The organism is Streptomyces sp. NBC_00287, from assembly GCF_036173105.1.
GTDB lineage: Bacteria > Actinomycetota > Actinomycetes > Streptomycetales > Streptomycetaceae > Streptomyces.
Map to the genome: position 1 here is coordinate 4,674,851 of NZ_CP108053.1, position 20,767 is coordinate 4,695,617.

Sequence of the window (20,767 nt, forward strand, 5' to 3'; positions counted from 1 at the left end):
TGTGCACTCGGCAGGATTCGAACCTGCAACCTTCTGATCCGTAGTCAGATGCTCTATCCGTTAAGCTACGAGTGCTTGTTCTGTTTTCTCGCCGCTCCCCGGCCCTTTCGGCCCGCTCGCGGCGACAGGAAGAACATTACATGACTGCCGCCGCCATGTGAAATCCGTTAGCTGTACCCCTTGTGACCTGCGGAAACGTGCTCTGGAAGCACTAAAGCCCCGGTCGTGTGACCGGGGCTTCGGTGATCTACGGCGGAGGCGGAGGGATTTGAACCCTCGATGGGCTTGAAGGCCCAAACCGCATTAGCAGTGCGGCGCCATAGACCGGACTAGGCGACGCCTCCAGCACAGCCGCTCGCGCGAGCGCGAGTGGTGCGTGCCGATGATGACACAGTCGAGCGCGGTGTCACCAATCGCCCCCCACGGTACTAGGCAGGCGGGGTGCGGGGCAAAGCCCTTGTCGCTGGTGGGGCGCCCCGCGCAACGTCCCGGCGCGTGGGGCGTTAGTCAGGTCATGTTGCAGGCCTCACGCCCCTCGGGCAGCCATCGCGCCCCCCGCCCCTCCCGCACCGGCCGTCTGGGCCGGTTCCTGGTCGTCGCCGCCGGTTCGGTCGCCGCCGCCTCCGCCCTGCCCGTCGCCACCGCGTCCGCCGTCGTGCACCCGGGCATCCCGGACTCCGCCCGCCCCGGCGACCACCTCACCGTCACCGTCAAGAACGCCGGCGGCGCCGACGGCCGGTACGAGCTGTACTGCCACCCCGGCGGCGGTGACCACCCCGACGTCTCCGGCGCCTGCGCCGCGCTCGACCGCGGCGCCCGCTGGGGCAAGGACGCCTTCGCCCCCGTACCGGAAGGCAGCGTCTGCACCATGCAGTACGGCGGGGCCGCCACCGCGCATGTCACCGGGACCTGGGCCGGGCGGCCCGTTGACGCCCGGTTCGAGCGAGGGAACGGGTGCGAGATCGGCCGGTGGGACCGGCTCGTGCCCGTACTGCCCGATCTGCGGCCCGCCGGCCAGGGATGACCGGCCCCCGCCGGACCCCGGCTCCGTAAAGGTCCCGCGAAGGTCTGGCGAAGCGCGGGGACGTCGAGGGCACGCGGTCATACGTTCTGGGTCACTTCGTCGTGCGACCTCCCTCTCATCCGGCGTCGCCGTCACAACCCCAGCCCTTAGACTCCCTCGCGTGACACGTCGCGGGCCCCTTGGCAAGATGGCCCGAGCGGTCGGCAAGGTGCGGTAACAGGAGGGAAGCGTCTCGTGAGCAGCAGGCCATCCCGAGGCGCTGCTCGCCTCGCAGCCATACTCGACGCGCTGCCCGATGCGTTGGTGCTGGTCAACGCCAATGGGACCGTCGTCAACGCCAACACCATCGCCCTGGAGGCCTTCGAGGCGCCGGGGACCGCGCTGGTCGGGCGCGGGCTGCTCGATCTGCTGCCGCAGTTCGACTCCAAGCTGATCCCCGGCTCCATGCGGCGCCCCGACCACATGGATCCGCGGGGACGGACCAAGCCGACCCGGATGATGGCCCGGCGGACCGACGGCAGTGAGTTCCCCGTCGAGGTCACCTCCGCGAATCTGGAGAACGGCCAGCAGGCCTACGACAATTACGGCTACGCCAGCGACGAGCTGCTGATGCTCGTCGTCCGTGATCTGTCCGGGACCATCGACACCGAGGCCGAGCTGGCCCGTCAGCAGCGGCAGACCGAGATGATCCTGCGGGCCGCCGCCGAGGGCGTGGTGGGGACCGACACCGACGGGCGGATCGTTCTCGTCAACCCGGCCGCCGCTCAGATACTGGGCTACCGGGCCAGTGATCTCGGCGGGCGCGAGCTGCACGACCTCGTCCTGCACTCCCGTCCCGACGGGACGCCCTTCCCGTACGAGGAGTCCCCGCTCGCCGACACCCTGCGCTCCGGGCGCAAGCACCGGGTGCGCGGGCAGGTGCTGTTCGCCAAGAACGGCGACCAGGTGCCGGTCGACCTGACCACGGCGCCCGTGCGCGACGGCGACCAGCTCGTCGGCGCCGTGATGACCTTCACCGACCGGCGGCCCTACGACGCCCTCGCCGAGGAGAAGGACGCCGCCGAGAAGCGGCACGAGGAGGAGCTGGAGCGGCTCTCCGAGGAGCACGCCTCCGAGCTCACCGCGCTGCGCCAGAAGCATGTGACCGAGGTCGAGGAGCTCCAGGAGCGGCACGAGGAGCAGCTCGGCGCCAATGAGGAGCGGTACGCGGCGCTCGGCGAGCGGGAGAAGGACCGCTACGAGGCGCTCGCCGGACGGCACGAGCAGCTCCTCACGCTACTCGGGACCTCGCTGCGCGGACCCCTCGACGAGCTGCGCCGTGAGCTGGCCGCGCTCGCCGCGGACGACGCGGGGCAACTGTGGCCCGAGGCCAACCAGGTGCTGCACCATCTCTCGGCCGGCTACTCCCGGATCACCACCCTCATCGACAACGTCCTCGGCTACCAGCGCCTCGACACCGGCAGCGAGGGGGTCACCCGTACGAAGGTGATGCTCGACGCGGTCGTCGCCGCCGGTGTCGACGGGGCCGTCGAACTGATCGGGCCGGGGCGGGTGCAGTTCGCCGTGCACGCGCCGCCCATCGAGGCGGAGGTCGACTCCCGGATGCTCGCGACCGCGCTGGCGCATCTGGTCGCCGATGTCGCGGGCGTCGACGCGACCGGCAACGCGCCCGTGTCGGCGGGCGGCTACATGGACAACACGGTCGTCGTGGCGGCGGCCCAGCGCGGTGAGGTCGTCCGCATCGAGGTGCGCGGGCCGTATGCCGGGGGCGACCCGGTGCACGAGCCGATCGTGCGCGGGATCGTGCGGGCGCACGGCGGTGTACTGCAGACCCACGAGGTGCCGGGGATGAGCGGCAGCGCCTTTGTGCTGGAGGTGCCGATCGGGGGCGGGGCCGGGGCGGTTCCGGGCTCCGAGATCGCCCTTGTCGCCCCTCCGGCCGAGGCCGAGGCCGGCGAGCAGACCTCCGGTGGCGGGCGGCGGCGGGCCCGGCGGTCCTCCGTGGACGCCTTCCTGGAGAGCGAGGTGGCCGGTCAGCCGGGCGGCGCCGAGAGCGAATCCGCGCCCACCGGGCGGCGCAGGCGGCGGGCGGCGGAGACGGCGCCCGTTCCGGCCCAGGCGCAGGCACCGGCCGAGGTGTCCGGCGGGACGGGGCGGCGGCGCGGGCGTCCGGCCGAGATCGCCGGTGCGGACGGCGGCGACGAGGGTGTGGCCGAGGGAGCCGTGGTCATGGCCGCGGAGCACGCCGCCGGAACCGCGGCCGTGGGAACGGGCCTGGGCGGCACGGTGCCGCCGCAGGGCGTGCCCGCGCCGGGCGGACGGCGGGCCCGACGGGACTCCGGCGAACAGCACGCGCTGCCTCCGGCGTTGCCCGCGGTCTCCTCCGGGCCGGTTCCGGCCCAGGGCGGCCCTGACTCCGCCTCCGACGCCGATTCGGGCTCCGGCTCCGGCTCCGGTGAGGACGGTCAGCCGACCGGGCGTCGGCGGCGGGCGCTGGCGGCCGCGAACGAGCGTGCGGCCGCGCAAGAGGCGGGACCTCGTACGGTGTTCGCCCTGCCGCCGGCCGAGGCGGACCGGGCGGAGCAGCAGACTCCGGTGGCGATGCCCGCGCCCACTCCGGTTCCGGTTCCGGCGCAGGCTCCGGCACCCACATCGGACGACGGCCGGCACGACGCCGTACCGCACGACCAGGCCGCGGACCACACGCCGCCGCAGCCGCATCCGACGAGCGCGCCGACCGGGCGTCGGCGGCGGGCCGTGGGGCAGCCGGGTCAGCCCGGACAGGGACAGGCCGTCCAGGAGGCGGGCACGCCCGCTGAGGCTCAGCCGATCCCCGCCCAGCCGATCCCGGCCCAGCAGTCCGAAGCACAGGCCCCGGCAGCGACCCCGCTCCCCGCCGAGGCCGCCACCCCGGCCCAGGGCACTCCTGCCCAGCCGTGGCCCGGCGCGCAGGACACCTCCGGCGCCGGTACGGCCGTAGCCCCGAACCCGGCTCGGGTCACCCCCGCCCCCCAGGCGTGGCCCGCCGCGGACGACGCCTCCGGCGCCGGGACGGCCGTACCGCCGAAGCCGGCCAAGACGCAGCCGGCGCCCGTACAGGGGACCCCGTCCCAAGGCACCCCGCTTCCCCCGGAGGCCGGGAAGCCGCGGGTCGCGCAGCCGTTGCCCGCCGAGGCCGCCGCTCCTGTCGATCCGAGCTCGACGCAGGGGCGGGCGATCAGTGTGCGGACGTTGGGGCAGGGTGTGCCGTTCACGCGGCAGGCGGCGCAGGTGCAGCAGCCGTCGGCGACGCCTCCCCCGCATCAGACGAACGGTGGCCGTCGGCGCAAGCTGGGGACGCGCCCCGATCCGGAGACCGCAGCGCAGCCGGAGCAGGCGGCGCGGCCCCATCCGCAGGCCGAGCAGCCGCAGCCTGCGCCCGCCGGTCAGTCCCGGCTGGCGCAGGCCACCGAGGGCACGGGACGGTCGTACGCCATAGGCGCGCCGGACGAGAACGCCGCCGAGGGTCCCGAGCCCTTGGACGGTCCGGGCGGGGCGGTCGAGGTGGCGGACACGCCGCGGCCGCAGCCGATGGACGACGAGCTGCCGCCGGAGCCGCTGGACAATCCGCGTCGGCTGCTGGTGTGGCCGGCGCCGGACGTCACCACGCAGCAGGCGCTGAGCGACCGTGGCTATCGGCCGGTCATCGTGCACTCGCGCGAGGAGGTGGACGCGCAGATCGCCGCGTTCCCGGCCGCGCTGTTCGTGGACCCGCTGACCGGCCCGATCACCCGTACCGCGCTGCAGTCCCTGCGGCAGGCCGCGGTGGCCGCCGAGGTGCCGGTGATGGTGACGGCGGGGCTCGGACAGGCCTCGCGGGAGGCGGCGTACGGCGCCGATCCCGCTGTTCTGCTGAAGGCGCTGGCGCCTCGGGACAGTGAGCAGCATCCGCCGCGGGTGCTGCTGATCGAGGAGCACGCGGAGATCGCGCTGGCGCTGACCGCGACGCTGGAGCGGCGCGGGATGCAGGTGGCGCGGGCCGCGAGTGATGTGGACGCGGTGACGCTGGCGGGGCAGTTCCGGCCGAACCTGGTGGTGATGGACCTGATGCAGGTGCACCGGCGCCAGTCCGGCATCGTGGACTGGCTGCGCGCGAACGGCCAGCTCAACCGGACCCCGCTGGTCGTCTACACGGCCGCCGTCGACCAGGCCGATCTGCCGCGCCTCGCGTCGGGGGAGACGGTGCTGTTCCTGGCGGAGCGGTCGACGAGCCCCGAGGTGCAGAGCCGGATCGTGGATCTGCTGGCGCGGATCGGCACCAACTAGCAACGCAACGAGAAGAGCCCCCGGCCTGGTGCCGGGGGCTCTTCTCGCGTCCGCGTCAGCTCAGCTGCGTCACATCCAGCGTGCCCTCCGCGTACTGCCTGCGCAGCACCTTCTTGTCGAACTTGCCGACGCTCGTCTTCGGCACCGACTCGATGACCGTCCAGCGCTCCGGGAGCTGCCACTTGGCGATTCCGGCCTGGTCGGCGAGGAAGGTGCGGAGCGTGGCGAAGTCGGCCGTCGCGCCCTCCTTCAGGACCACCGTGGCCAGCGGGCGCTCGCCCCACTTGTCGTCGGGGACGGCCACTACGGCGGCCTCGGCGACCTCCGGGTGGGACATCAGGGCGTTCTCCAGCTCCACAGACGAGATCCACTCGCCGCCGGACTTGATGACGTCCTTCGCGCGGTCCGTCAGGGTCAGGAAGCCGTCCGCGCTGATCGTGCCGACGTCACCGGTCTTCAGCCAGCCGTCCTCGCTGAACTTGTCGTCGGGGCGCAGGGGTTCGGCGTCCGGGCCGTTGTAGTACGCGCCCGCGATCCACGGGCCGCGCACCTCCAGCTCGCCCGCCGACTCGCCGTCCCAGGGCAGGCGCTCGCCGCCCGGGCCCGTGAGCCGGGCCTCCACCGAGGCGGGGAAGCGGCCCTGGGTGAGGCGGTAGCCGAACTCCTCGTCGGTGCCCACCGCGTGGGCCGGCGGACGGGCGATCGTGCCGAGCGGGGACGTCTCCGTCATGCCCCAGGCGTGACAGACCCGCATGCCCAGCTCGTCGAAGGCCTTCATGAGCGAGGGCGGACAGGCCGAGCCGCCGATCGTCACCTGACCGAGGGACGACACCTCACGCGGCCTCGCCGTCAGCTCGCCGAGCAGGCCCTGCCAGATGGTCGGGACCGCCGCCGCGTGCGTCGGCTTCTCGCGCTCGATCATCTCCGCCAGCGGGGCCGGCTGGAGGAAGCGGTCCGGCATCAGCATGTTGACGCCGGTCATGAAGGTGGCGTGCGGCAGGCCCCAGGCGTTGACGTGGAACTGCGGGACCACGACCAGGGAGATGTCCTGGTCGGTCAGGCCCATCGACTGGGCCATGTTGACCTGCATGGAGTGCAGATAGACCGAACGGTGGCTGTACACCACGCCCTTGGGATCACCGGTCGTCCCGGACGTGTAGCACATGGAAGCCGCGGCACGCTCGTCCAGCTCGGGCCAGTCGTACGAGGTGGGCTTCCCGGCGATCAGGTCCTCGTACTCGTGGACCTGTACGGCCGCGTCCGCCAGCAGGGCCCGGTCGCCGGGGCCCGAGAGCACCACGTGCTCGACCGTCTTGAGGTGCGGGAGCAGCGGGGCGAGCAGCGGCAGCAGGGAGCCGTTGGCGATCACGACCCGGTCGGCGGCGTGGTTGACGATCCAGACCAGCTGCTCCGGGGGGAGACGGAGGTTGAGGGTGTGCAGCACCGCGCCCATGGAGGGGATCGCGAAGTACGCCTCGACGTGCTCCGCGTTGTTCCACATCAGGGTCGCGACCCGCTCGTCGGCCGCCACGCCCAGGTCGTCCCGGAGCGCGTGCGCCAGCTGGGCCGCACGGGCGCCGATGTCGGCGAAGGAGCGGCGATGCGGCTCGGCCTCGCCGGTCCAGGTGGTCACCTGTGATGTGCCGTGGATCGTCGACCCATGGGTCAGGATCCTCGAGATCAGCAGCGGTACGTCCTGCATGGTGCTCAGCACGGTGGTCCTCCCGGGGGCGACATTGCCTACGCGGTGGTAAGGGATGCGCAGATTCTGCGCGCATACCACGCGGTATGTCACTAGGGGAGGGTGATCGATCACGTCACGTTGCACTCACCGGAGGATGCCGCTATCGCGCCGGGGCCAGCTCCGGGTCCTCGCGCAGCTTGCCGAGCGCCCGGGACACCGCCGACTTCACCGTGCCGATCGATACGCCGAGCACCTCGGCCGTCTGGGCCTCGCTGAGGTCCTCGTAGTACCGCAGGACGACCATCGCCCGCTGCCGCGCCGGCAGCTTCATGATCGCCCGCCACATCGCGTCGTGCAGCGCCTGCTGCTCCGCCGGGTCGGCGCCGCTGGGGCAGTGCTCGGGCTCGGGCAGATCGTCGGTCGCGAACTCGTCGACCTTGCGTTTGCGCCACTGCGACGTGCGTGTGTTCACCAGCGCCCGGCGCACATAGCCGTCGAGCGCGCGATGGTCCTCGATGCGCTCCCAGGCGACGTAGGTCTTGGTGAGCGCGGTCTGCAGCAGATCCTCCGCGTCGCACGGGTTCGAGGTCAGCGACCTGGCGGTACGCAGCAGCACCGGCTGGCGGGCCCTCACGTACGAGGAGAACGACGGGTACGGAAGGGTCTGCGCCCTGGGTGTGGCGGCGTTCGAAGCGCTGGTGCAGACGGGTGTGGTCATGGCTCCACGCTAGGAGCGGGCACCACTGTCACTCATCGGCCGGAGGTCCCGAAGCAGAGTCCCCCTCAGGTTGTAGGGGTGGGGGCAACTCCACCTCCTGAGGGTGGACAAGAGGACGGGGTCTACTACGGGATGACCCCCAGGGGTCATACATCCGCAGTCAGTACAAGACCCGACGTCGGCACCCCGGTCCCGGCCGTCACCAGGGCCCGGACCGCCCCCGGAACCTGGTTCACCGAGGTCCCCCGGATCTGGCGTACGCCCTCCGCGATGCCGTTCATCCCATGGAGGTACGCCTCGCCGAGCTGACCGCCGTGGGTGTTCAGCGGCAGCCGGTCCTCCGCCACGAAGTGCGCCGCCTCGCCCCTCGCGCAGAAGCCGAACTCCTCCAGCTGCATCAGCACGAACGGGGTGAAGTGGTCGTAGAGGATTCCTACGTCGATGTCGGCGGGCCTGAGTCCCGTCGTGCGCCACAGCTGCCGGGCCACGACCGCCGACTCGGACAGGCCGGTGAGATCGCCGGTGTGGAAGCCGGTCATCTGCTCCTGGCCCCTGGAGGCGCCCTGGGCCGCCGCGGCCACCACGGCCGGCGGGTGCGGGAGGTCGCGGGCGCGCTCCAGCGAGGTGACGACGACGGCCTGGCCGCCGTCCGTCTCCTGGCAGCAGTCCAGCAGCCGCAGCGGCTCGGCGATCCAGCGGGAGGCCGCGTGGTCGGCGAGGGTGATGGGGCGGCCGTGGAAGTGGGCGGCCGGGTTGGTCGCCGCGTGGCGGCGGGCCGTGACGGCGACGGGGCCGAAGGCGGCCTCGGGGGTCAGGCCGTAGGTGTGCAGATAGCGCTGGGCCGCCATCGCCACCCAGGACGCCGGGGTGAGCAGGCCGAACGGCATCACCCAGCCGAGCGCCGCGCCCTCCGCCGACGGCTCCCGCTGCTGCACCCCGGAGCCGAAGCGGCGGCCCGAGCGCTCGTTGAAGGCGCGGTAGCAGACGACGACCTCGGCCGCCCCGGCCGCCACCGCCAGCGCGGCCTGCTGGACGGTCGCGCAGGCGGCGCCGCCGCCGTAGTGGACGCGGGAGAAGAAGGACAGCTCGCCCATCCCGGCCGCCTGGGCCACGGTGATCTCCGGGCTGGTGTCCATGGTGAAGGTGACCATCCCGTCCACGTCGCCGGGGGTCAGCCCCGCGTCGTCCAGCGCCGCCCGCACCGCCTCCACGGCCAGCCGCAGCTCACTGCGCCCGGAGTCCTTGGAGAACTCGGTCGCCCCGATCCCGACGATCGCCGCCCTCACCGGGCACCTCCGAGAGTGACGGTGGCCGTGCCGGTCACATGGGCGCCGATGCCGTTCGTGCCGATGACTCGTACGGTCGCCGTGTCGCCCTCCAACTGCTCGATCCGCCCGGTCAACACCATCGTGTCCCCCGGGTAGTTGGGAGCTCCGAGCCGGATGGAGAGCTTGCGCAGCACCGCCGTGGGACCGAAGTGGTCGGTGAGGTAGCGGCCGACGAGGCCGTTGGTGGTGAGGATGTTCATGAAGATGTCCGGGGAGCCCTTCTGCCGGGCGAGTTCCGGGTCGTGGTGCACATCCTGGTAGTCGCGGGAGGCGATGGCTCCGGCGACGATCAGGGTGCGGGTGACAGGGATGGTCAGGGGCGGCAGCTCATCACCGGTCCTCATTCGGCCACCCGCCACACCGGAAGGGTCAACTCATCGTCGTACGCCCGGAATTCGACCCGAACCGACAGCCCGATCCGCACCTTGTCGTACGGCACCCCGACCACGTTCCCGAGCATCCGCACGCCCTCCGGCAGCTCGATCAGGGCGACCGCGTAAGGAGGGTCGAAGGCCGGGAACGGCGGGTGGTGCATGACGACGTACGAGTACACCGTGCCCTCGCCGCTCGCCTCCACGGTGTCCCAGTCGAGGTCGCCGCAGGCGTTGCAGCCGGGGAGCCAGGGGTGACGCGGGGTGGCGCAGGCCGTGCAGCGCTGGAGGAGGAGCCGGTGATGGCGGACGCCCTCCCAGAAGCCCGCGTTGTCGCGGTTGACGACCGGGCGGGGGCGCGGGGGCTTCTTCGATTGTTGGGCGGGGGCGTACTTGAGGATGCGGAAGCGGTGGGTGCCGACGCGGTCGGGGCCCACGCGGATGTCGGTGCGGGTGGTGACGAAGTGGCCGGTGCCGAGCTTGGTGGTCTTGCGGGCCGAGACCGACTCGATCACCGTGTCGAAGGTGATCTCGTCGCCGGGGCGCAGGGGGCGTTCGTACTCCTGCTCGCAGTCGGTGGCGACGACCGAGGTGCAGCCCGCCGCGTCGAGCAGGCCGAGCAGTTCGTCGTACGCCGCCGAACGCCCCGTATGCCCGGACAGGCCGCCCATCGTCCAGGCCTGGAGCATGGTGGGCGGGGCGATGGCGTCCGGGCCGGTGTACGCGGGGTTCGAGTCGCCCAGGGCCTCGCACCAGTGCCGGATCATGGGCAGGTTGACGGGGTCCTTGCCGGTGCCCTCGACGGCGGCGGGGCGGCCTTCGAAGGCCTTGAGGCGTCGCAGGGTCAGGTCTTCGTCATCGGCGTCCACGACTGACTCCCTCCCCTCCTAGAGTTTCTGACTCTCCGTCAGATATGAGGGATAGTCAAGAGTGCTCGAGGGCCCCGGAAAACACCTGCGCGGCGATGCCGTAGCACCGCCGCGCAGACGCGTTACACCCCACAGAGCACACCACTCGAGAGACCGGGACCGGCGCCTTCAGATGCCGGTCCTCAGCTCACCACCACAGCGGGGTGAAGTTGACGGCCACGTTGTCGTTCCCCTGGTTGATGGCCGTGAACGCGGAACCGTCGACCTGGGCGGTGTTGCTCTGGTTCGAGGCACCGGCGCCGATCGCCTGCTGCTGGGTGGTTGACGAGTTGCCGTTGTTGTTGCCGCCCACACCACTGCCGATGATGCCCTGCCAGGCATTCGTGACGGCCGCGCTCGATCCGTCGTCCGCGATGGCGCCGTTGTCCGCCGACGCGACACCGGTGAAGAGGGCGGCGGCGAGCGGAAGTGCGGAGACGGCGGCGATGACGCGGGCGGTACGGATGCTTGCCATGTTGTTCCTCCAGAACGTGAAGTACGTGAAGCACGAAGTACGTGAAGTACGGGTTCCGCCAAGGCAGTTGGCCGACCGCCCCGGTCTTGTTGCTCGACGTCGCGAATCCAGAGTTGCCCACCGAATCCCCGGCGAACCACCTCGGAAGCCGTGATTCGCCCTCAAGCGTGACGACAAGTCGATAAACCCCTTTGCGTCACTTGAGCCCCCAGTTCAGGGCAGTAGGGACGACTCCGCCCAAGTGCCGCAAGAGGTGAAGCGTTCCGGCACGTTTCCGGCCAATCCGCCCCGCCCGGCGAGTCGTGCCGGGACCCTCTTCCCTTTTTCGAACACACGTACGAACATGGATGCATGGCCACCACCGACCGGCAGGCCACGACGCTGGCCCTCGCACACGCCCTGTCAGCCGCCGAACGCGGACTGGCCGTCATCCCCCTGTCCCGGACGAAACTCCCGGCCCTGCGCTCCCCCCACCGCGACGACCCCCACTCCTGCCACGGCGAATGCGGCCGCTTCGGCCATGGCGTCTACGACGCCTCCACGGACCCCGGGCGCATCCGTGAACTGTTCGCCGCCGCACCCTGGGCGACCGGCTACGGCATCGCCTGCGGCCTCCCGCCCCACCATCTGATCGGCATCGACCTCGACACGAAGTCGGGTACGGACTCCTCCGCCGCCCTGCGCGAACTGGCCCTGCGCCACCTGTTCACCATCCCCGACACGGTGGTCGTCCTGACCCCGAGCGGCGGGCGCCACCTCTGGCTCAGCGGCCCCCCGGACGTCGTCGTCCCCAACTCGGCCGGCCGCCTGGCGCCCGGCATCGACATCCGGGGCGCAGGCGGCTACCTGGTCGGCCCCGGCTCCCGTACGGAACACGGCGTCTACGGCACCGCTCCGGGCACCGCGCACCTCGCCCCCGCGGCCTGCCCACCCGCCCTCCTCCGCCTCCTGCTCCCCCCGCCCCGCGCGCCGCACAGCCCGGTGCCTGCGTCGGCGGGCGACCACGGCCGGGGGCTGGTCCAGTTCGTCCTCGCCGCGCACGAGGGCCAGCGCAACACCCGGCTGTTCTGGGCCGCTTGCCGGGCCTACGAGGACGGGATCGGGCCCGCGCTGGTCGATCCCCTGGTCGAGGCGGCGCTCGACACGGGGCTGAACGAGCGGGAGGCGCGGGCAACGATCGCTTCGGCGGCGCGGATGACGGGGCACAGGCCATGAAAAATCGGTTCAGGGCCCGTAGCTGGGCGCCCTAGGGTGCCGACCATGCCCCTGACCCGCATCACCCTCGCCTCCGGCCGCTCGATCGACCTCACGAAGCTGCAGCTGTCCTCGACCTACAGCGGAATGCTGGAGGGCTACCCGTGCAAGCTGGTGAACGAGATGCAGATCAGGGGCATGCTGTACGACGCCGAACTCGCCTTCCCGGGGACGCCCGTCCACCTGATCCCGCCCGTGCTGGAGTACCCGGACGCGAGCGGCGGCGCATTCGGCCCGGTGGAGGTGTTGCCGCCGGTGTCCTGCGTGGGCCTGTTCCACTCCACGGCCCTGTCCGAGGACACGGTCCTGTACCGCTCCCACGTCGCCGTGGCCTGGTTCCAGCAGACCCCGACGGCACCGTCGGCCGACGAGGCGGAGCTGCGCGATCTGGCGTGGGAGGAACTGGCGCGGGACTACGAGCTCTAGAAACGGACGAGGGCGCGGTCAGCGTGGCGAAGACGCGCGGGTGATCGCGGACGCTGGCGGGGATGTCGCGGCGGTCGTCACCGGCCAGGCCCGCACGGATGAGGTGATACGTGTCGCCCGCGTAGGTCCAGGCGCAGGCCGGGCAGCGCGAGGCGCGGCGGTTTCCGCAGGCGACGCGGAGGCGGCCGCCGGGTTCATCGGCGGTGGGTGTCGGTGTCGATCCGGGCGCCGGTGCGGGCGTGGTGGTCGGCTGCGACCTTGCGGGCGTGGTCGACCAGCGCGGCCGGGACGGGCATGGCCGGGGAAGGTGCGGTAGTGGGCAGGGCCGGGCTTTCCTCGGCCACCGGGACCGCGGCGGGTTGGGGCACCGGGTCCGGCTCAGTAGCGGTCGGTTCCGGCTCAACCTCCGGCATGAGGGCCGACGAGTGAGCGAGGAGGGTGCCGCCCATGAACGCCAGGGCGGGCCACGCTGCGACGAGGATGCGCAGCCAGTCCGGGACGTCGTTCAGGTCGAGCAGTCCGGCGGTGGCGACGTTGGCGCCGAGCGAGGCGACCAGGGCGATGAGGAACCAGCACCAGGCCAGCCCGGACGGGCCATCGATGCGCAGCCGTCGCCAGGCGGCGACCAGGAGCAGGTCCACCGAGACCGGATAGGCCCAGGCCTTCCAGCCGTCCTGTCCAGCGGCGGCGAGGTCGTGCAGGTGGGCGAAGGACAGCGCCCCGGCAATGACGGCCTGAACGAGCACGGCGTCCACACGGAGGGCGGGGCGGGCCATGACAGCTCCTTCCTGTGATCAGGCATGGCGGGGGTAGGGTTGCCTTGACTCGGTCGTTGCAACTCCAGTCCAAAGCCGCTCCGTTGACCGCGCGGTCGAGATCACGCGCGTGCCACGACCGTGCCAGAACGGGCGGGAGCAGCGGGGAATAGCGGGGAGGGACGGGAGCGGGAACAAGAACGGCCCCTGACCAAACTTGCTGGTCAAGGGCCGATTCTCATCAGCGTGGCGGCGCCAGGATTCGAACCTGGGAAGGCTGAGTCGGCAGATTTACAGTCTGGTCTCCCCTCATTTGGTGCTGATGTTGCCGCCAAGTGCCTCGCGCGCCATGTCCGTTGCGGCTGTGACGGCGCGCTTTCGCCGATCCACAACCTCGGCCTTCGCAACGTCTGACTTCTCACCCCGACGTACCGCACGGATAGTCCTCAACTCGTCATAGAGTGCAACCCGCAGTTCCCACGCGCGCTCTGAGACTTCCACCGGACCTTCGACCGACACCACGTTGATCAGTGGGACGAGGTTGTTGGCCTCGCCCCAAGCTGCATCGAACAGGTGCTCGAAATCATCATCTCTGAGATGCGGGGCATGAGCTTTGGTGATCGTGTCCACGACGCTATCCGCCCGGTCCAGAAACGCCACATAAGCATCACGACGCGATTGGCGAAGCGCTTCAACTCTGCGCTCGGTACGTTCCTCGCGGGCGAGTGTGAGTTGTTGCTCATTCTGCAGGCGGGCGCTTCGCAAGCTGAGGAACGCGGTCAGTCCCGATCCGCCGAACGCTGCCGCGGCGGTGACAACCGCGACGGCCACAGTCTGATTCATGCCAAGAGTCCTCCACTGTTAGACATTGCATGCTGCCTCACACATGTGCCGTACAGCAGCGAAGTACAGCAACCACCACGATCGCAGTCGACCGTCACCGGCCCCAGGCGATAGCCTGACCAGCCCCGCAAACCTCAGCGACCGCTCCGCCTGTAGTTCGCATCGAGGGGGCGCAGTGAGTGTCTAACTGCGTGACAACGACGGCGGACAACGGCGAACAAGCGCGGACGCCAACGAACCGTCCCAGCAGGTCAGCAGCGGACTAGCTCCTGGTCCGGATCTCGCCCAGGTTGCTTCGGGACGAAGAGGTCGTGCGCTAAAGGCCGTCGCGCTCGATCAGCGAGCCGTCGGGCCCGAACGTGTACACGCGTGGCGGTCCCATGGCTTCCACGGCCCTTCGCAGCTGCGCTTCCTGCTCAGCGGGATCAGGGCCGTGCGGGTCCCGCACCTGGAAGCCGTGCAGTCGGATGTTGTCTGCGTCGACGTCGTCCGGCTCGGGGCGGCCCTCCTGGATGAAGCCGCAGAGCGCTCGCAGTGCGTCTTCGCCCAGTTCCAAGGGGTGGAACGGCAGCGGGTACGGGTCTTCGTCCTCGTCCGGCCAGGGGATGACGTCGGCTGGGCGGTCTCCAGCCCAGTAGGGCAGCTCAAAGGGGAGCGGTTCGCCGATGTTCTCGATGATGCCGCTGTCCGGAGACAGGCTCAGGGAACGGACGAGACGCCCGTCCTCCCACACGGCGAATGCCAGCCAGTCGACGACGCTGTGCATGGCGTGCAGGACGAGCCGTCGGCCGGCGCTTGCCGCCACGAGGTGTTCGGGGAGCTGGGAGGGGGCGTCGATCATCACCCTCTGATCACCGATGACGTCCACGCCAGGCCAGCTGGCCGCGTACGCCGTCCCCTTCGGGGGATACACGCTGTCCCAGAGCGTAGAGCCCTCGCACTCCTCGATCTCCCAGCCCGGGTAGAGCCGCCGCATCATCGTGGCCGTCCGATCTTGGTCCGCCGCCCCCACTCGTCGCAGCACCTCCGGCACGTCGCCGTCGGCGTATACCAGCAGTCCCGTCTTGGCTCCCAAAGCCCCTCCCCAAAGCGTTGCCCTTGATGGCGGACGCACCATAGCGGCACGCACTGACAACGAAGGCGACTCATTTCGCCTGCCCAGCTGGGCCGTCTCTGGGCCGTCCGAGGGCGCCCGAGGCGGATGGGGTGTTGCTTACCACGAGAGGGCACAACAAGGCCCCTCAAACTGAGGGCACGTTCATTCCCACTAGGACGGCAATCAAGGTGGCAATACCCACGCTGAGGACGAGCCTCCCCGTCCTGAGCGGACGGCATCGTGCCCTACCGTCGACGAACTGAACGCCCCATGATCCCAGCGGTATGGCCACTCCGCCGATCACGATCAGACTGATCCTGGATCCGGCGATCCCGAGCGCCAGAAAGAGCGCACCGAGCAACTGAACAACGACCGCAGCAAGAGTGAGGCCGAGGATGATCCCCGCGCGCCGTTCCGCCGCCTCCATCTCGGGTGTGACGATCTTGACTCGGACGTAACGAGGCATGGCTCTCCCAGACGTCATGTATGGGCAACTGATCGCTCAGGGAGCCTAGCGAACCATGCGAAAACCGTTGCGCTCAGTGGCTGTTGAGGGACAACTCGGCACGTCACATAGCGGATGTTCGACCCTTCAGAGCGGTTCCCACCCGAGCCGATCCGTCGTCTCACATGTCAGGTCGCTCATTTCTCGCCGCGCATAGTGTGGAACCAGACGTTGGCCTCCCACACACCATCGCACTCGGGACAGGTCCTGAGTTCCGTTGTACCGTCGGGCGCTGAGCTTGCTGGGTGGGGACGTGACCGCACGCAAGCAGCCACGGCAAGTCGTCATGATCGGCTCAGGCCGCACCACAAGCACACCAGATCGAGCGGGGAACAGCAGGGAATCACGGCGAAGCAGGCGCCGCCGACGATTCCGAAGTCCGGCCGTTTGCCCAGGTCAGCGCCCAACCCGGCCGCAAAATGCTCGCAGCTTCCCAAGCCCAAAGCGCGAGTTCGAGTCTCGTCCCCGCTCTCAACACGACTCCCGGGGGCCATGGACTCGGGGTTCCGCACCGGCTGGAGGGTGCCGACCATCAGCGACTTGGACTCTCAGGTTCTCCTCAGAGAATTGATCATCTTGTTGTCGCGTGCATGCCCTGCACATAGTGTCCAAGTGCTTGATCGCCACGGGGGCGGTCCACCGGAAAGGTGTCACATGGGCATCGGTACACGGCACGCTTCGACCGGCGCTGCCACTGCCGCACTGCTTCTCTGCTTCGGGACTGCGGGCACTGCTGCCGCAGAGGAAGTGCCGGCTGACGACTTGGTTGTGTCTGCCGATGAGACGACAGACATCAACGACAGACAGGGCTGGGAGGACGAGACCGACCAGCCGATTGACGAGCGGGAGACGCGTCGGTGTACCGGTCCAGATACCTGGTACGAGTTCTCGTCGAAGAAGGCGTATCACGTGCCTTCGTGGTGGAACGGCACCAAGTACAAGGACGGGCCGGGCGGAACCATGTCGGTGTCCGTGACCAAGAGCGGCACTATTGCTCTGGAAATTTCGGGTAGCGGCGAGTGGTCGGCCGGGGTGCTCCTCGCGAAGGCCAAGACAACGATCTCCGCCAAGATCACCGCCACCGTAGCTGTCACTACAGGTCACACCTATACCCACGAAATCAGCAGGAACAAGTACGGTCACCTGCAGTACGGTTCCTGGGGCTACAAGGCGAGCTGGAAGAGATACAAATCTGTGGGCAATGGCTGCGGCGCTCCCCGCCTGATCGGCAGCGGCACGATGACGGCGCCCACCAAGGAAACCGGCTGGAAGTATTGGGAAACCAACTCATGATCCATTCGCTCCCGAGAGCGTCTCGGGTCGCCGGATACGCTGTGGTGATGTCGGCGTTCCTGCTCACGTCGTGCACGACATCCGACAGCGGTGAGGACGCCGCTGCCCCCCGGTCAACGTCGCCTGCACCAAGCACGACTCGAACGGCGACCGAGCCATCGGAAAAGGATCTCACCGAGCGGGCCCAAGCGGCCATTGCCGCAGTCCACAGCGGGACGTTGGTCGAAGCCGGCGTGGAGCGTGTGAGCGATGGCATCCACACCGAGCCCGGTCTGAGCAAGGGCAAGACCTACCGGCTCAACCTGGTCTGCGTCGGCAGCGGCAGCGCGCAACTGGAGTTCGTGCCCGCGAAGGCAGGTACAAAGGCATCAGTGCCTTGCGATGAATCAGTGGTGCAGCAGCGGATCACCGGGGACGGGCTTGCTCGGATCAATGTCGACGGCGCCAAAGGATCAACCGGCGTGATCGCTTGGCAGATCGACGCCATCTGATCCGGAGAGAGACTGTCCCGGCATCGCGGCTGACGCGCCCGTGCCGTACAGCAACCACAGCAACCGCCCATGACCCACATCGGCTCTCTGGGGCCGAACGATGGCCTCTATGACCCTCGTTGACCGATCTCTGTAAAGCTACGGATCAGAAGTTGGGTGCCCAGGGCTCGATCAGGCGAACAGCGCTCCCGACGTGCCGTCCCCATGGCCTACTGCAAGCAATGGGCCGTACAAGGACATCCGCGGGCGCTCGGCGACGAGCGATGACACCAAGAAGCGGGGTATCTCAGAAGAATCTTCTTCTGAGATACCCCGCTCTCCGGGATGGCGCTACTCAAACGGTGCCAGGCGGTGACCGCGGCTGATTGCCACGCGGAGCGTGTCCCTCAGTGCTCCGGCCAGGTCATTCGCCAGGAGTCGCAGGTCGTTCGGGTCCGTATCGGTGTCGCCGAGCATGGCTAACGCCTGGTCCAAAAGTTCGGCCGCCATGCCGAGTTGGACCGATTCGACGTTGTCGGCCAAGCGGGACATATGGCCGTCGCTGTCATCGGTGCTGAGAAGGCAGGGCTTGCCGTCGGGTCCCGTCCACGGGAGGAGCCGCAGTTCGCTCGACATCGTCATCCTTCCGCCGCCCTCTCGTCGATCACGTAGTGAGTGGTGAACACCGCGTCCGCGCGGTCCCCCGGCAGCACCAGGAGCGCGGCCTCGACCACGCGTCCAGCGGTGTCGACTGTCTGACGCGTGACAGCGAGGACTGCCAGGGCAAGGCTGATCCGAAGGGTGGATGCCTCCTTCGGTGTCGGGAGGCGGACGTTGATCTCCTCCCGGACTTCAGCCAACGGTGGGCGGAGTTCCATCAGTCGCGTCATCACCCCCTCGTACGGGAGTGATTCGCGGAGCCCGGTGGCCGGCGCGAGGTCGCAAGGGACGTAGACGCGAGCCAGGCTGTGAGGCCTCTCGCCCTCGTGGCCGAGACAGAGGATCTCGGTCAGAGGGCTGCCGGTCGGCAGCCTCAGCAGGGTCGTCAGGTGCCCACGAGCACGAACCCTGGTGGTGTGGACGGTGACGCTCAGAGGTGCAAGAGCCGCGATCTGTGCGTCAGGGGTCCGACCTCCTCCGACGTACGTGATTCTGCGGAAGGGACGACGAACGAAGTTCCCCTTGCCGTGGACCTTCTCGACGAGGCCCTCAACTTGGAGCACAGCGAGAGCGTTCCGCAGTGTCGGTGTGCTGACCTCGTATTGCGCGGCGAGGTGGGACTCGGACGGAAGGCGCTCGCCGGGCTTGATCCGGCCGGTGGTGATCCGGTCTCGGAGGTCATCGGCGATAGCGTCGCGACGAGAGGGCACGGGCCGGATCACCGCCTCGCACTCTCAGGAGCCGCAGGGCGATAAGCCGGGTCCGCGTGTGGAGGGTCAGCAACTCTCCCGAGTCGAACACAAGTCGTTTGGCCCCGTTGGGCAGTTGGAAGATGTTGGCCACTCGGCGGTGCTGGCCTCCGACCGTGATGACGTCACCGCGCTGCACACTGGCCGCGGTGATCTCAACGGGGGAGAGCAGCTCGCCGCTGGGTGTTCCTCCCCTCACCGCGTCACCTCCGTCGGAGCTTCTCGATCGGCGGTCCTGTGACACGCACAGTCGCAGGACTCGTAGATCACCGGTACGTCAACCGGTGCGGTGACCGGGGACGACTCCGCACATGCGGAATGCGTACCGATGCGGCAGGAGCTCGACCGGTACGAGTCCGCTTCCGCCTGTGTGAGGTGACGCTGTTGGCGGGGAGGCATCAGTGGTCACCCACCGAGGCGAAGGGGCCCAGCCGTTGAGCGGTGCTGTGCACGCGCCTCACTGGCCAGTACGTACGGGCGCACGAGCGCCGTCTCCTCGCCCACGAGAACGCCCGTGTGTTCGCCGCCCTGGCACAGGAACAGCGGTGCACCGTAGGCGACTTCAGGAGACGCGGCCAACGGCCGGACAGGCCGTGCGGGGCGGCGATGCCGGCCCTTGTGGAGGTACCGCTCCCTGAGGCGCGCGGCGGTGCGGCGGATACGCTTGAACACGGTGTTCAGCTCCTATCGCTGATGGCCTGGTCCCCCGACATCGCCCGTCGCGGGGACCGTTTTGCGCACGACCGCCCAGAGGGTGCGGTCGTGCGAGCTGGTGGCGAGGAGACCGAAGCGGTCCGCCTCGGCCACCGCTTCCAGGACCTCCCGCCATGACTCGGCGGAGAGTGGTTCCGGCACCTCCGCCTCGATGGCCGTGCAGTCGTCGCGCTCCTCCACGCGGGTGGCGAGCCCGACGGCCGATAACCGGGCTGCGATGGCCTCCGCGCTCACCTCTGAAGCAGGCACAGGGCATCCTCCGGTCACCGGCGATCACTTTGAGTAAAGCTAGTTAACTAGATTAGAGCTAGTGGACTAGATTTTCCATATGTCTGAGCAGCCGCCCTATCTCCGTATCGCCGACGAACTACGGCGGCGGATCGCGGAGCACGAGTGGGAGCCGGGGGACCGGCTTCCCTCCCGCGCCCAGATCGGCCAGGAGTGCGGCGTGGGCGACAACGTGGTGCGCCGGGCGCAGGAGTTGCTGATCTCCCAAGGTGTGCTGGAAGGCCGCGCCGGTTCCGGCACCTACGTCGCCGAGCCCCGGCAGCGGGTACGGGTGGTCCGGTCGTCGGCGCGCGAGCAGCCCAACGGGTCCCCGTTCCGCGCGGACATGAAGGCCGTGGGCAGGCAAGGCGACTGGGAGAGCCGGACCGAGGCCAAGGTCCCGGCACCGGCGGAGGTCGCCACGCGTCTCGGCATCGCCGAAGGTGAGCTGTGCGTCCGCACCGCCTACGAGTTCCTCGCTGACGGCAAGCCGGTGCAGCTGTCTACGAGTTGGGAGCCGTACGACCTCACCGCAGGCACGGTCGTCGTCCTCCCCGAGGGAGGGCCGCACGCCGGGGCAGGCGTCGTGAACCGCATGGCGGAGATCGGCATCACCGTCAGCCACGCGGTGGAGCAGCCCGAGCCGCGGCAGGCTACCGCCGGGGAGGCTTCGCTCCTGGGCATCCAGAAGGGCGCACTCGTCACGCACATCCGGCGGACGTACTACAGCGACCAGGGGCGGCCCGTGGAGACCGCGGACATCGTGGTGCCCGCCGCACTCTGCGAGATCGTCTACGAGATTCCGATCAGTCGATGAGGAGTCGTCCGCGCGTGCCTGCCCGTGCCCCTTCCGTGCCCGATCGGGCGGGGAACCGCGGAGAACAGCGGGCAGAGACGGGGGTCGAGCATGCGAACGGCCCCT

Annotated in this window: 20 protein-coding genes, 3 tRNA genes and 1 pseudogene; 7 read left to right on the top strand and 17 right to left on the bottom strand. The window is 69.6% G+C overall.

What is annotated here, in order from left to right:
- Positions 1 to 2 precede the first annotated feature (2 nt).
- Positions 3 to 75, bottom strand: a tRNA-Arg gene (locus tag OHT76_RS21275).
- A 178-nt stretch (positions 76 to 253) separates the two neighbouring features.
- Positions 254 to 344, bottom strand: a tRNA-Ser gene (locus OHT76_RS21280).
- A 170-nt stretch (positions 345 to 514) separates the two neighbouring features.
- Between OHT76_RS21280 and OHT76_RS21285 the strand changes: the two genes are divergently transcribed.
- Positions 515 to 1,024 carry an SSI family serine proteinase inhibitor gene (locus OHT76_RS21285; protein WP_328872433.1) on the top strand — a complete coding sequence of 170 codons (510 nt, stop codon included), beginning with the start codon at positions 515 to 517 and terminating at the stop codon, positions 1,022 to 1,024.
- Between the two features lie 234 nt (positions 1,025 to 1,258).
- On the top strand, positions 1,259 to 5,329 hold the full coding sequence (locus OHT76_RS21290) for a hybrid sensor histidine kinase/response regulator (RefSeq protein ID WP_328872434.1): 4,071 nt from the start codon (positions 1,259 to 1,261) through the stop codon (positions 5,327 to 5,329).
- 55 nt (positions 5,330 to 5,384) lie between these two features.
- Here the strand turns inward: OHT76_RS21290 and OHT76_RS21295 are convergent, their stop codons facing one another.
- The 6 genes from OHT76_RS21295 to OHT76_RS21320 form a co-directional block, all read right to left on the bottom strand.
- Entirely contained in the window at positions 5,385 to 7,043 is a 1,659-nt protein-coding gene (locus OHT76_RS21295) for a long-chain fatty acid--CoA ligase (RefSeq protein WP_328872435.1), read from the bottom strand.
- Between the two features lie 130 nt (positions 7,044 to 7,173).
- Entirely contained in the window at positions 7,174 to 7,731 is a 558-nt protein-coding gene (locus OHT76_RS21300; RefSeq protein ID WP_328872436.1) for a SigE family RNA polymerase sigma factor, read from the bottom strand.
- A gap of 146 nt (positions 7,732 to 7,877) precedes the next feature.
- Positions 7,878 to 9,017, bottom strand: a complete 1,140-nt coding sequence (locus tag OHT76_RS21305) for a lipid-transfer protein (RefSeq protein ID WP_328872437.1) — start codon at positions 9,015 to 9,017, stop codon at positions 7,878 to 7,880.
- The gene (locus OHT76_RS21310; protein ID WP_328872438.1) at positions 9,014 to 9,403 is read right to left on the bottom strand and encodes a MaoC family dehydratase; all 390 of its coding nucleotides are present in this window, start codon (positions 9,401 to 9,403) and stop codon (positions 9,014 to 9,016) included. Before OHT76_RS21310 ends, OHT76_RS21305 begins: the two co-directional genes overlap by 4 nt.
- Positions 9,400 to 10,299, bottom strand: a complete 900-nt coding sequence (locus OHT76_RS21315; RefSeq protein ID WP_328872439.1) for a bifunctional MaoC family dehydratase N-terminal/OB-fold nucleic acid binding domain-containing protein — start codon at positions 10,297 to 10,299, stop codon at positions 9,400 to 9,402. Before OHT76_RS21315 ends, OHT76_RS21310 begins: the two co-directional genes overlap by 4 nt.
- Positions 10,300 to 10,486: 187 nt before the next feature.
- Positions 10,487 to 10,813 carry a hypothetical protein gene (locus OHT76_RS21320; RefSeq protein WP_328872440.1) on the bottom strand — a complete coding sequence of 109 codons (327 nt, stop codon included), beginning with the start codon at positions 10,811 to 10,813 and terminating at the stop codon, positions 10,487 to 10,489.
- Between the two features lie 351 nt (positions 10,814 to 11,164).
- Between OHT76_RS21320 and OHT76_RS21325 the strand changes: the two genes are divergently transcribed.
- Both OHT76_RS21325 and OHT76_RS21330 read left to right on the top strand, forming a co-directional pair.
- A complete protein-coding gene (locus tag OHT76_RS21325) occupies positions 11,165 to 12,028 on the top strand; it encodes a bifunctional DNA primase/polymerase (RefSeq protein ID WP_328872441.1) in 864 nt (287 codons plus the stop codon).
- Between the two features lie 45 nt (positions 12,029 to 12,073).
- On the top strand, positions 12,074 to 12,493 hold the full coding sequence (locus OHT76_RS21330) for a hypothetical protein (protein WP_328872442.1): 420 nt from the start codon (positions 12,074 to 12,076) through the stop codon (positions 12,491 to 12,493).
- A 7-nt stretch (positions 12,494 to 12,500) separates the two neighbouring features.
- Here the strand turns inward: OHT76_RS21330 and OHT76_RS21335 are convergent.
- From OHT76_RS21335 to OHT76_RS21360, 6 genes and pseudogenes are all read right to left on the bottom strand, one after another.
- Positions 12,501 to 12,698 (bottom strand): annotated as a pseudogene (locus tag OHT76_RS21335) (replication initiator); the annotation flags it as partial.
- Positions 12,688 to 13,269, bottom strand: a complete 582-nt coding sequence (locus tag OHT76_RS21340; protein WP_328872443.1) for a DUF2637 domain-containing protein — start codon at positions 13,267 to 13,269, stop codon at positions 12,688 to 12,690. The gene OHT76_RS21340 and the pseudogene OHT76_RS21335, both read right to left, overlap by 11 nt.
- Before the next feature lie 226 nt (positions 13,270 to 13,495).
- Positions 13,496 to 13,581: transfer RNA gene (locus OHT76_RS21345), tRNA-Tyr, on the bottom strand.
- Positions 13,558 to 14,091, bottom strand: coding sequence for a hypothetical protein (locus tag OHT76_RS21350; RefSeq protein ID WP_328872444.1), 534 nt, complete (start codon positions 14,089 to 14,091; stop codon positions 13,558 to 13,560). The genes OHT76_RS21345 and OHT76_RS21350 overlap by 24 nt, the downstream gene beginning before the upstream one ends.
- Positions 14,092 to 14,407: 316 nt before the next feature.
- Positions 14,408 to 15,166 carry a DUF6928 family protein gene (locus tag OHT76_RS21355; protein ID WP_328872445.1) on the bottom strand — a complete coding sequence of 253 codons (759 nt, stop codon included), beginning with the start codon at positions 15,164 to 15,166 and terminating at the stop codon, positions 14,408 to 14,410.
- Between the two features lie 166 nt (positions 15,167 to 15,332).
- The gene (locus OHT76_RS21360) at positions 15,333 to 15,653 is read right to left on the bottom strand and encodes a hypothetical protein (protein WP_328872446.1); all 321 of its coding nucleotides are present in this window, start codon (positions 15,651 to 15,653) and stop codon (positions 15,333 to 15,335) included.
- Between the two features lie 693 nt (positions 15,654 to 16,346).
- On the opposite strand from OHT76_RS21360, the gene OHT76_RS21365 reads away from it, so the two are divergent.
- Both OHT76_RS21365 and OHT76_RS21370 read left to right on the top strand, forming a co-directional pair.
- Entirely contained in the window at positions 16,347 to 16,985 is a 639-nt protein-coding gene (locus OHT76_RS21365) for a hypothetical protein (RefSeq protein WP_328872447.1), read from the top strand.
- 47 nt (positions 16,986 to 17,032) lie between these two features.
- Positions 17,033 to 17,476, top strand: coding sequence for a hypothetical protein (locus OHT76_RS21370; protein WP_328872448.1), 444 nt, complete (start codon positions 17,033 to 17,035; stop codon positions 17,474 to 17,476).
- Positions 17,477 to 17,806: 330 nt separating this feature from the next.
- Here OHT76_RS21370 and OHT76_RS21375 read toward each other — a convergent pair whose 3' ends face one another.
- From OHT76_RS21375 to OHT76_RS21385, 3 genes are all read right to left on the bottom strand, one after another.
- Positions 17,807 to 18,097, bottom strand: coding sequence for a hypothetical protein (locus tag OHT76_RS21375; protein ID WP_328872449.1), 291 nt, complete (start codon positions 18,095 to 18,097; stop codon positions 17,807 to 17,809).
- On the bottom strand, positions 18,094 to 18,837 hold the full coding sequence (locus OHT76_RS21380; RefSeq protein ID WP_328872450.1) for a GntR family transcriptional regulator: 744 nt from the start codon (positions 18,835 to 18,837) through the stop codon (positions 18,094 to 18,096). The genes OHT76_RS21375 and OHT76_RS21380 overlap by 4 nt, the downstream gene beginning before the upstream one ends.
- Positions 18,838 to 19,548: 711 nt before the next feature.
- Positions 19,549 to 19,827, bottom strand: a complete 279-nt coding sequence (locus OHT76_RS21385) for a hypothetical protein (RefSeq protein ID WP_328872451.1) — start codon at positions 19,825 to 19,827, stop codon at positions 19,549 to 19,551.
- A 79-nt stretch (positions 19,828 to 19,906) separates the two neighbouring features.
- Here OHT76_RS21385 and OHT76_RS21390 point away from each other — a divergent pair, with 79 nt between their 5' ends.
- On the top strand, positions 19,907 to 20,662 hold the full coding sequence (locus tag OHT76_RS21390; RefSeq protein ID WP_328872452.1) for a GntR family transcriptional regulator: 756 nt from the start codon (positions 19,907 to 19,909) through the stop codon (positions 20,660 to 20,662).
- Positions 20,663 to 20,767: the final 105 nt, after the last annotated feature.

What these genes read in the sequence shown, in the direction of transcription:
- OHT76_RS21390 (WP_328872452.1), top strand. Translation starts at nt 19,907, where the DNA reads ATGTCTGAGCAGCCGCCCTATCTCCGTATCGCCGACGAACTACGGCGG.
- OHT76_RS21370 (WP_328872448.1), top strand. Translation starts at nt 17,033, where the DNA reads ATGTCGGCGTTCCTGCTCACGTCGTGCACGACATCCGACAGCGGTGAG.
- OHT76_RS21285 (WP_328872433.1), top strand. Translation starts at nt 515, where the DNA reads ATGTTGCAGGCCTCACGCCCCTCGGGCAGCCATCGCGCCCCCCGCCCC.
- OHT76_RS21325 (WP_328872441.1), top strand. Translation starts at nt 11,165, where the DNA reads ATGGCCACCACCGACCGGCAGGCCACGACGCTGGCCCTCGCACACGCC.
- OHT76_RS21360 (WP_328872446.1), bottom strand. Translation starts at nt 15,653, where the DNA reads ATGCCTCGTTACGTCCGAGTCAAGATCGTCACACCCGAGATGGAGGCG.
- OHT76_RS21300 (WP_328872436.1), bottom strand. Translation starts at nt 7,731, where the DNA reads ATGACCACACCCGTCTGCACCAGCGCTTCGAACGCCGCCACACCCAGG.
- OHT76_RS21320 (WP_328872440.1), bottom strand. Translation starts at nt 10,813, where the DNA reads ATGGCAAGCATCCGTACCGCCCGCGTCATCGCCGCCGTCTCCGCACTT.
- OHT76_RS21310 (WP_328872438.1), bottom strand. Translation starts at nt 9,403, where the DNA reads ATGAGGACCGGTGATGAGCTGCCGCCCCTGACCATCCCTGTCACCCGC.
- OHT76_RS21330 (WP_328872442.1), top strand. Translation starts at nt 12,074, where the DNA reads ATGCCCCTGACCCGCATCACCCTCGCCTCCGGCCGCTCGATCGACCTC.
- OHT76_RS21375 (WP_328872449.1), bottom strand. Translation starts at nt 18,097, where the DNA reads ATGACGATGTCGAGCGAACTGCGGCTCCTCCCGTGGACGGGACCCGAC.
- OHT76_RS21350 (WP_328872444.1), bottom strand. Translation starts at nt 14,091, where the DNA reads ATGAATCAGACTGTGGCCGTCGCGGTTGTCACCGCCGCGGCAGCGTTC.
- OHT76_RS21340 (WP_328872443.1), bottom strand. Translation starts at nt 13,269, where the DNA reads ATGGCCCGCCCCGCCCTCCGTGTGGACGCCGTGCTCGTTCAGGCCGTC.
- OHT76_RS21365 (WP_328872447.1), top strand. Translation starts at nt 16,347, where the DNA reads ATGGGCATCGGTACACGGCACGCTTCGACCGGCGCTGCCACTGCCGCA.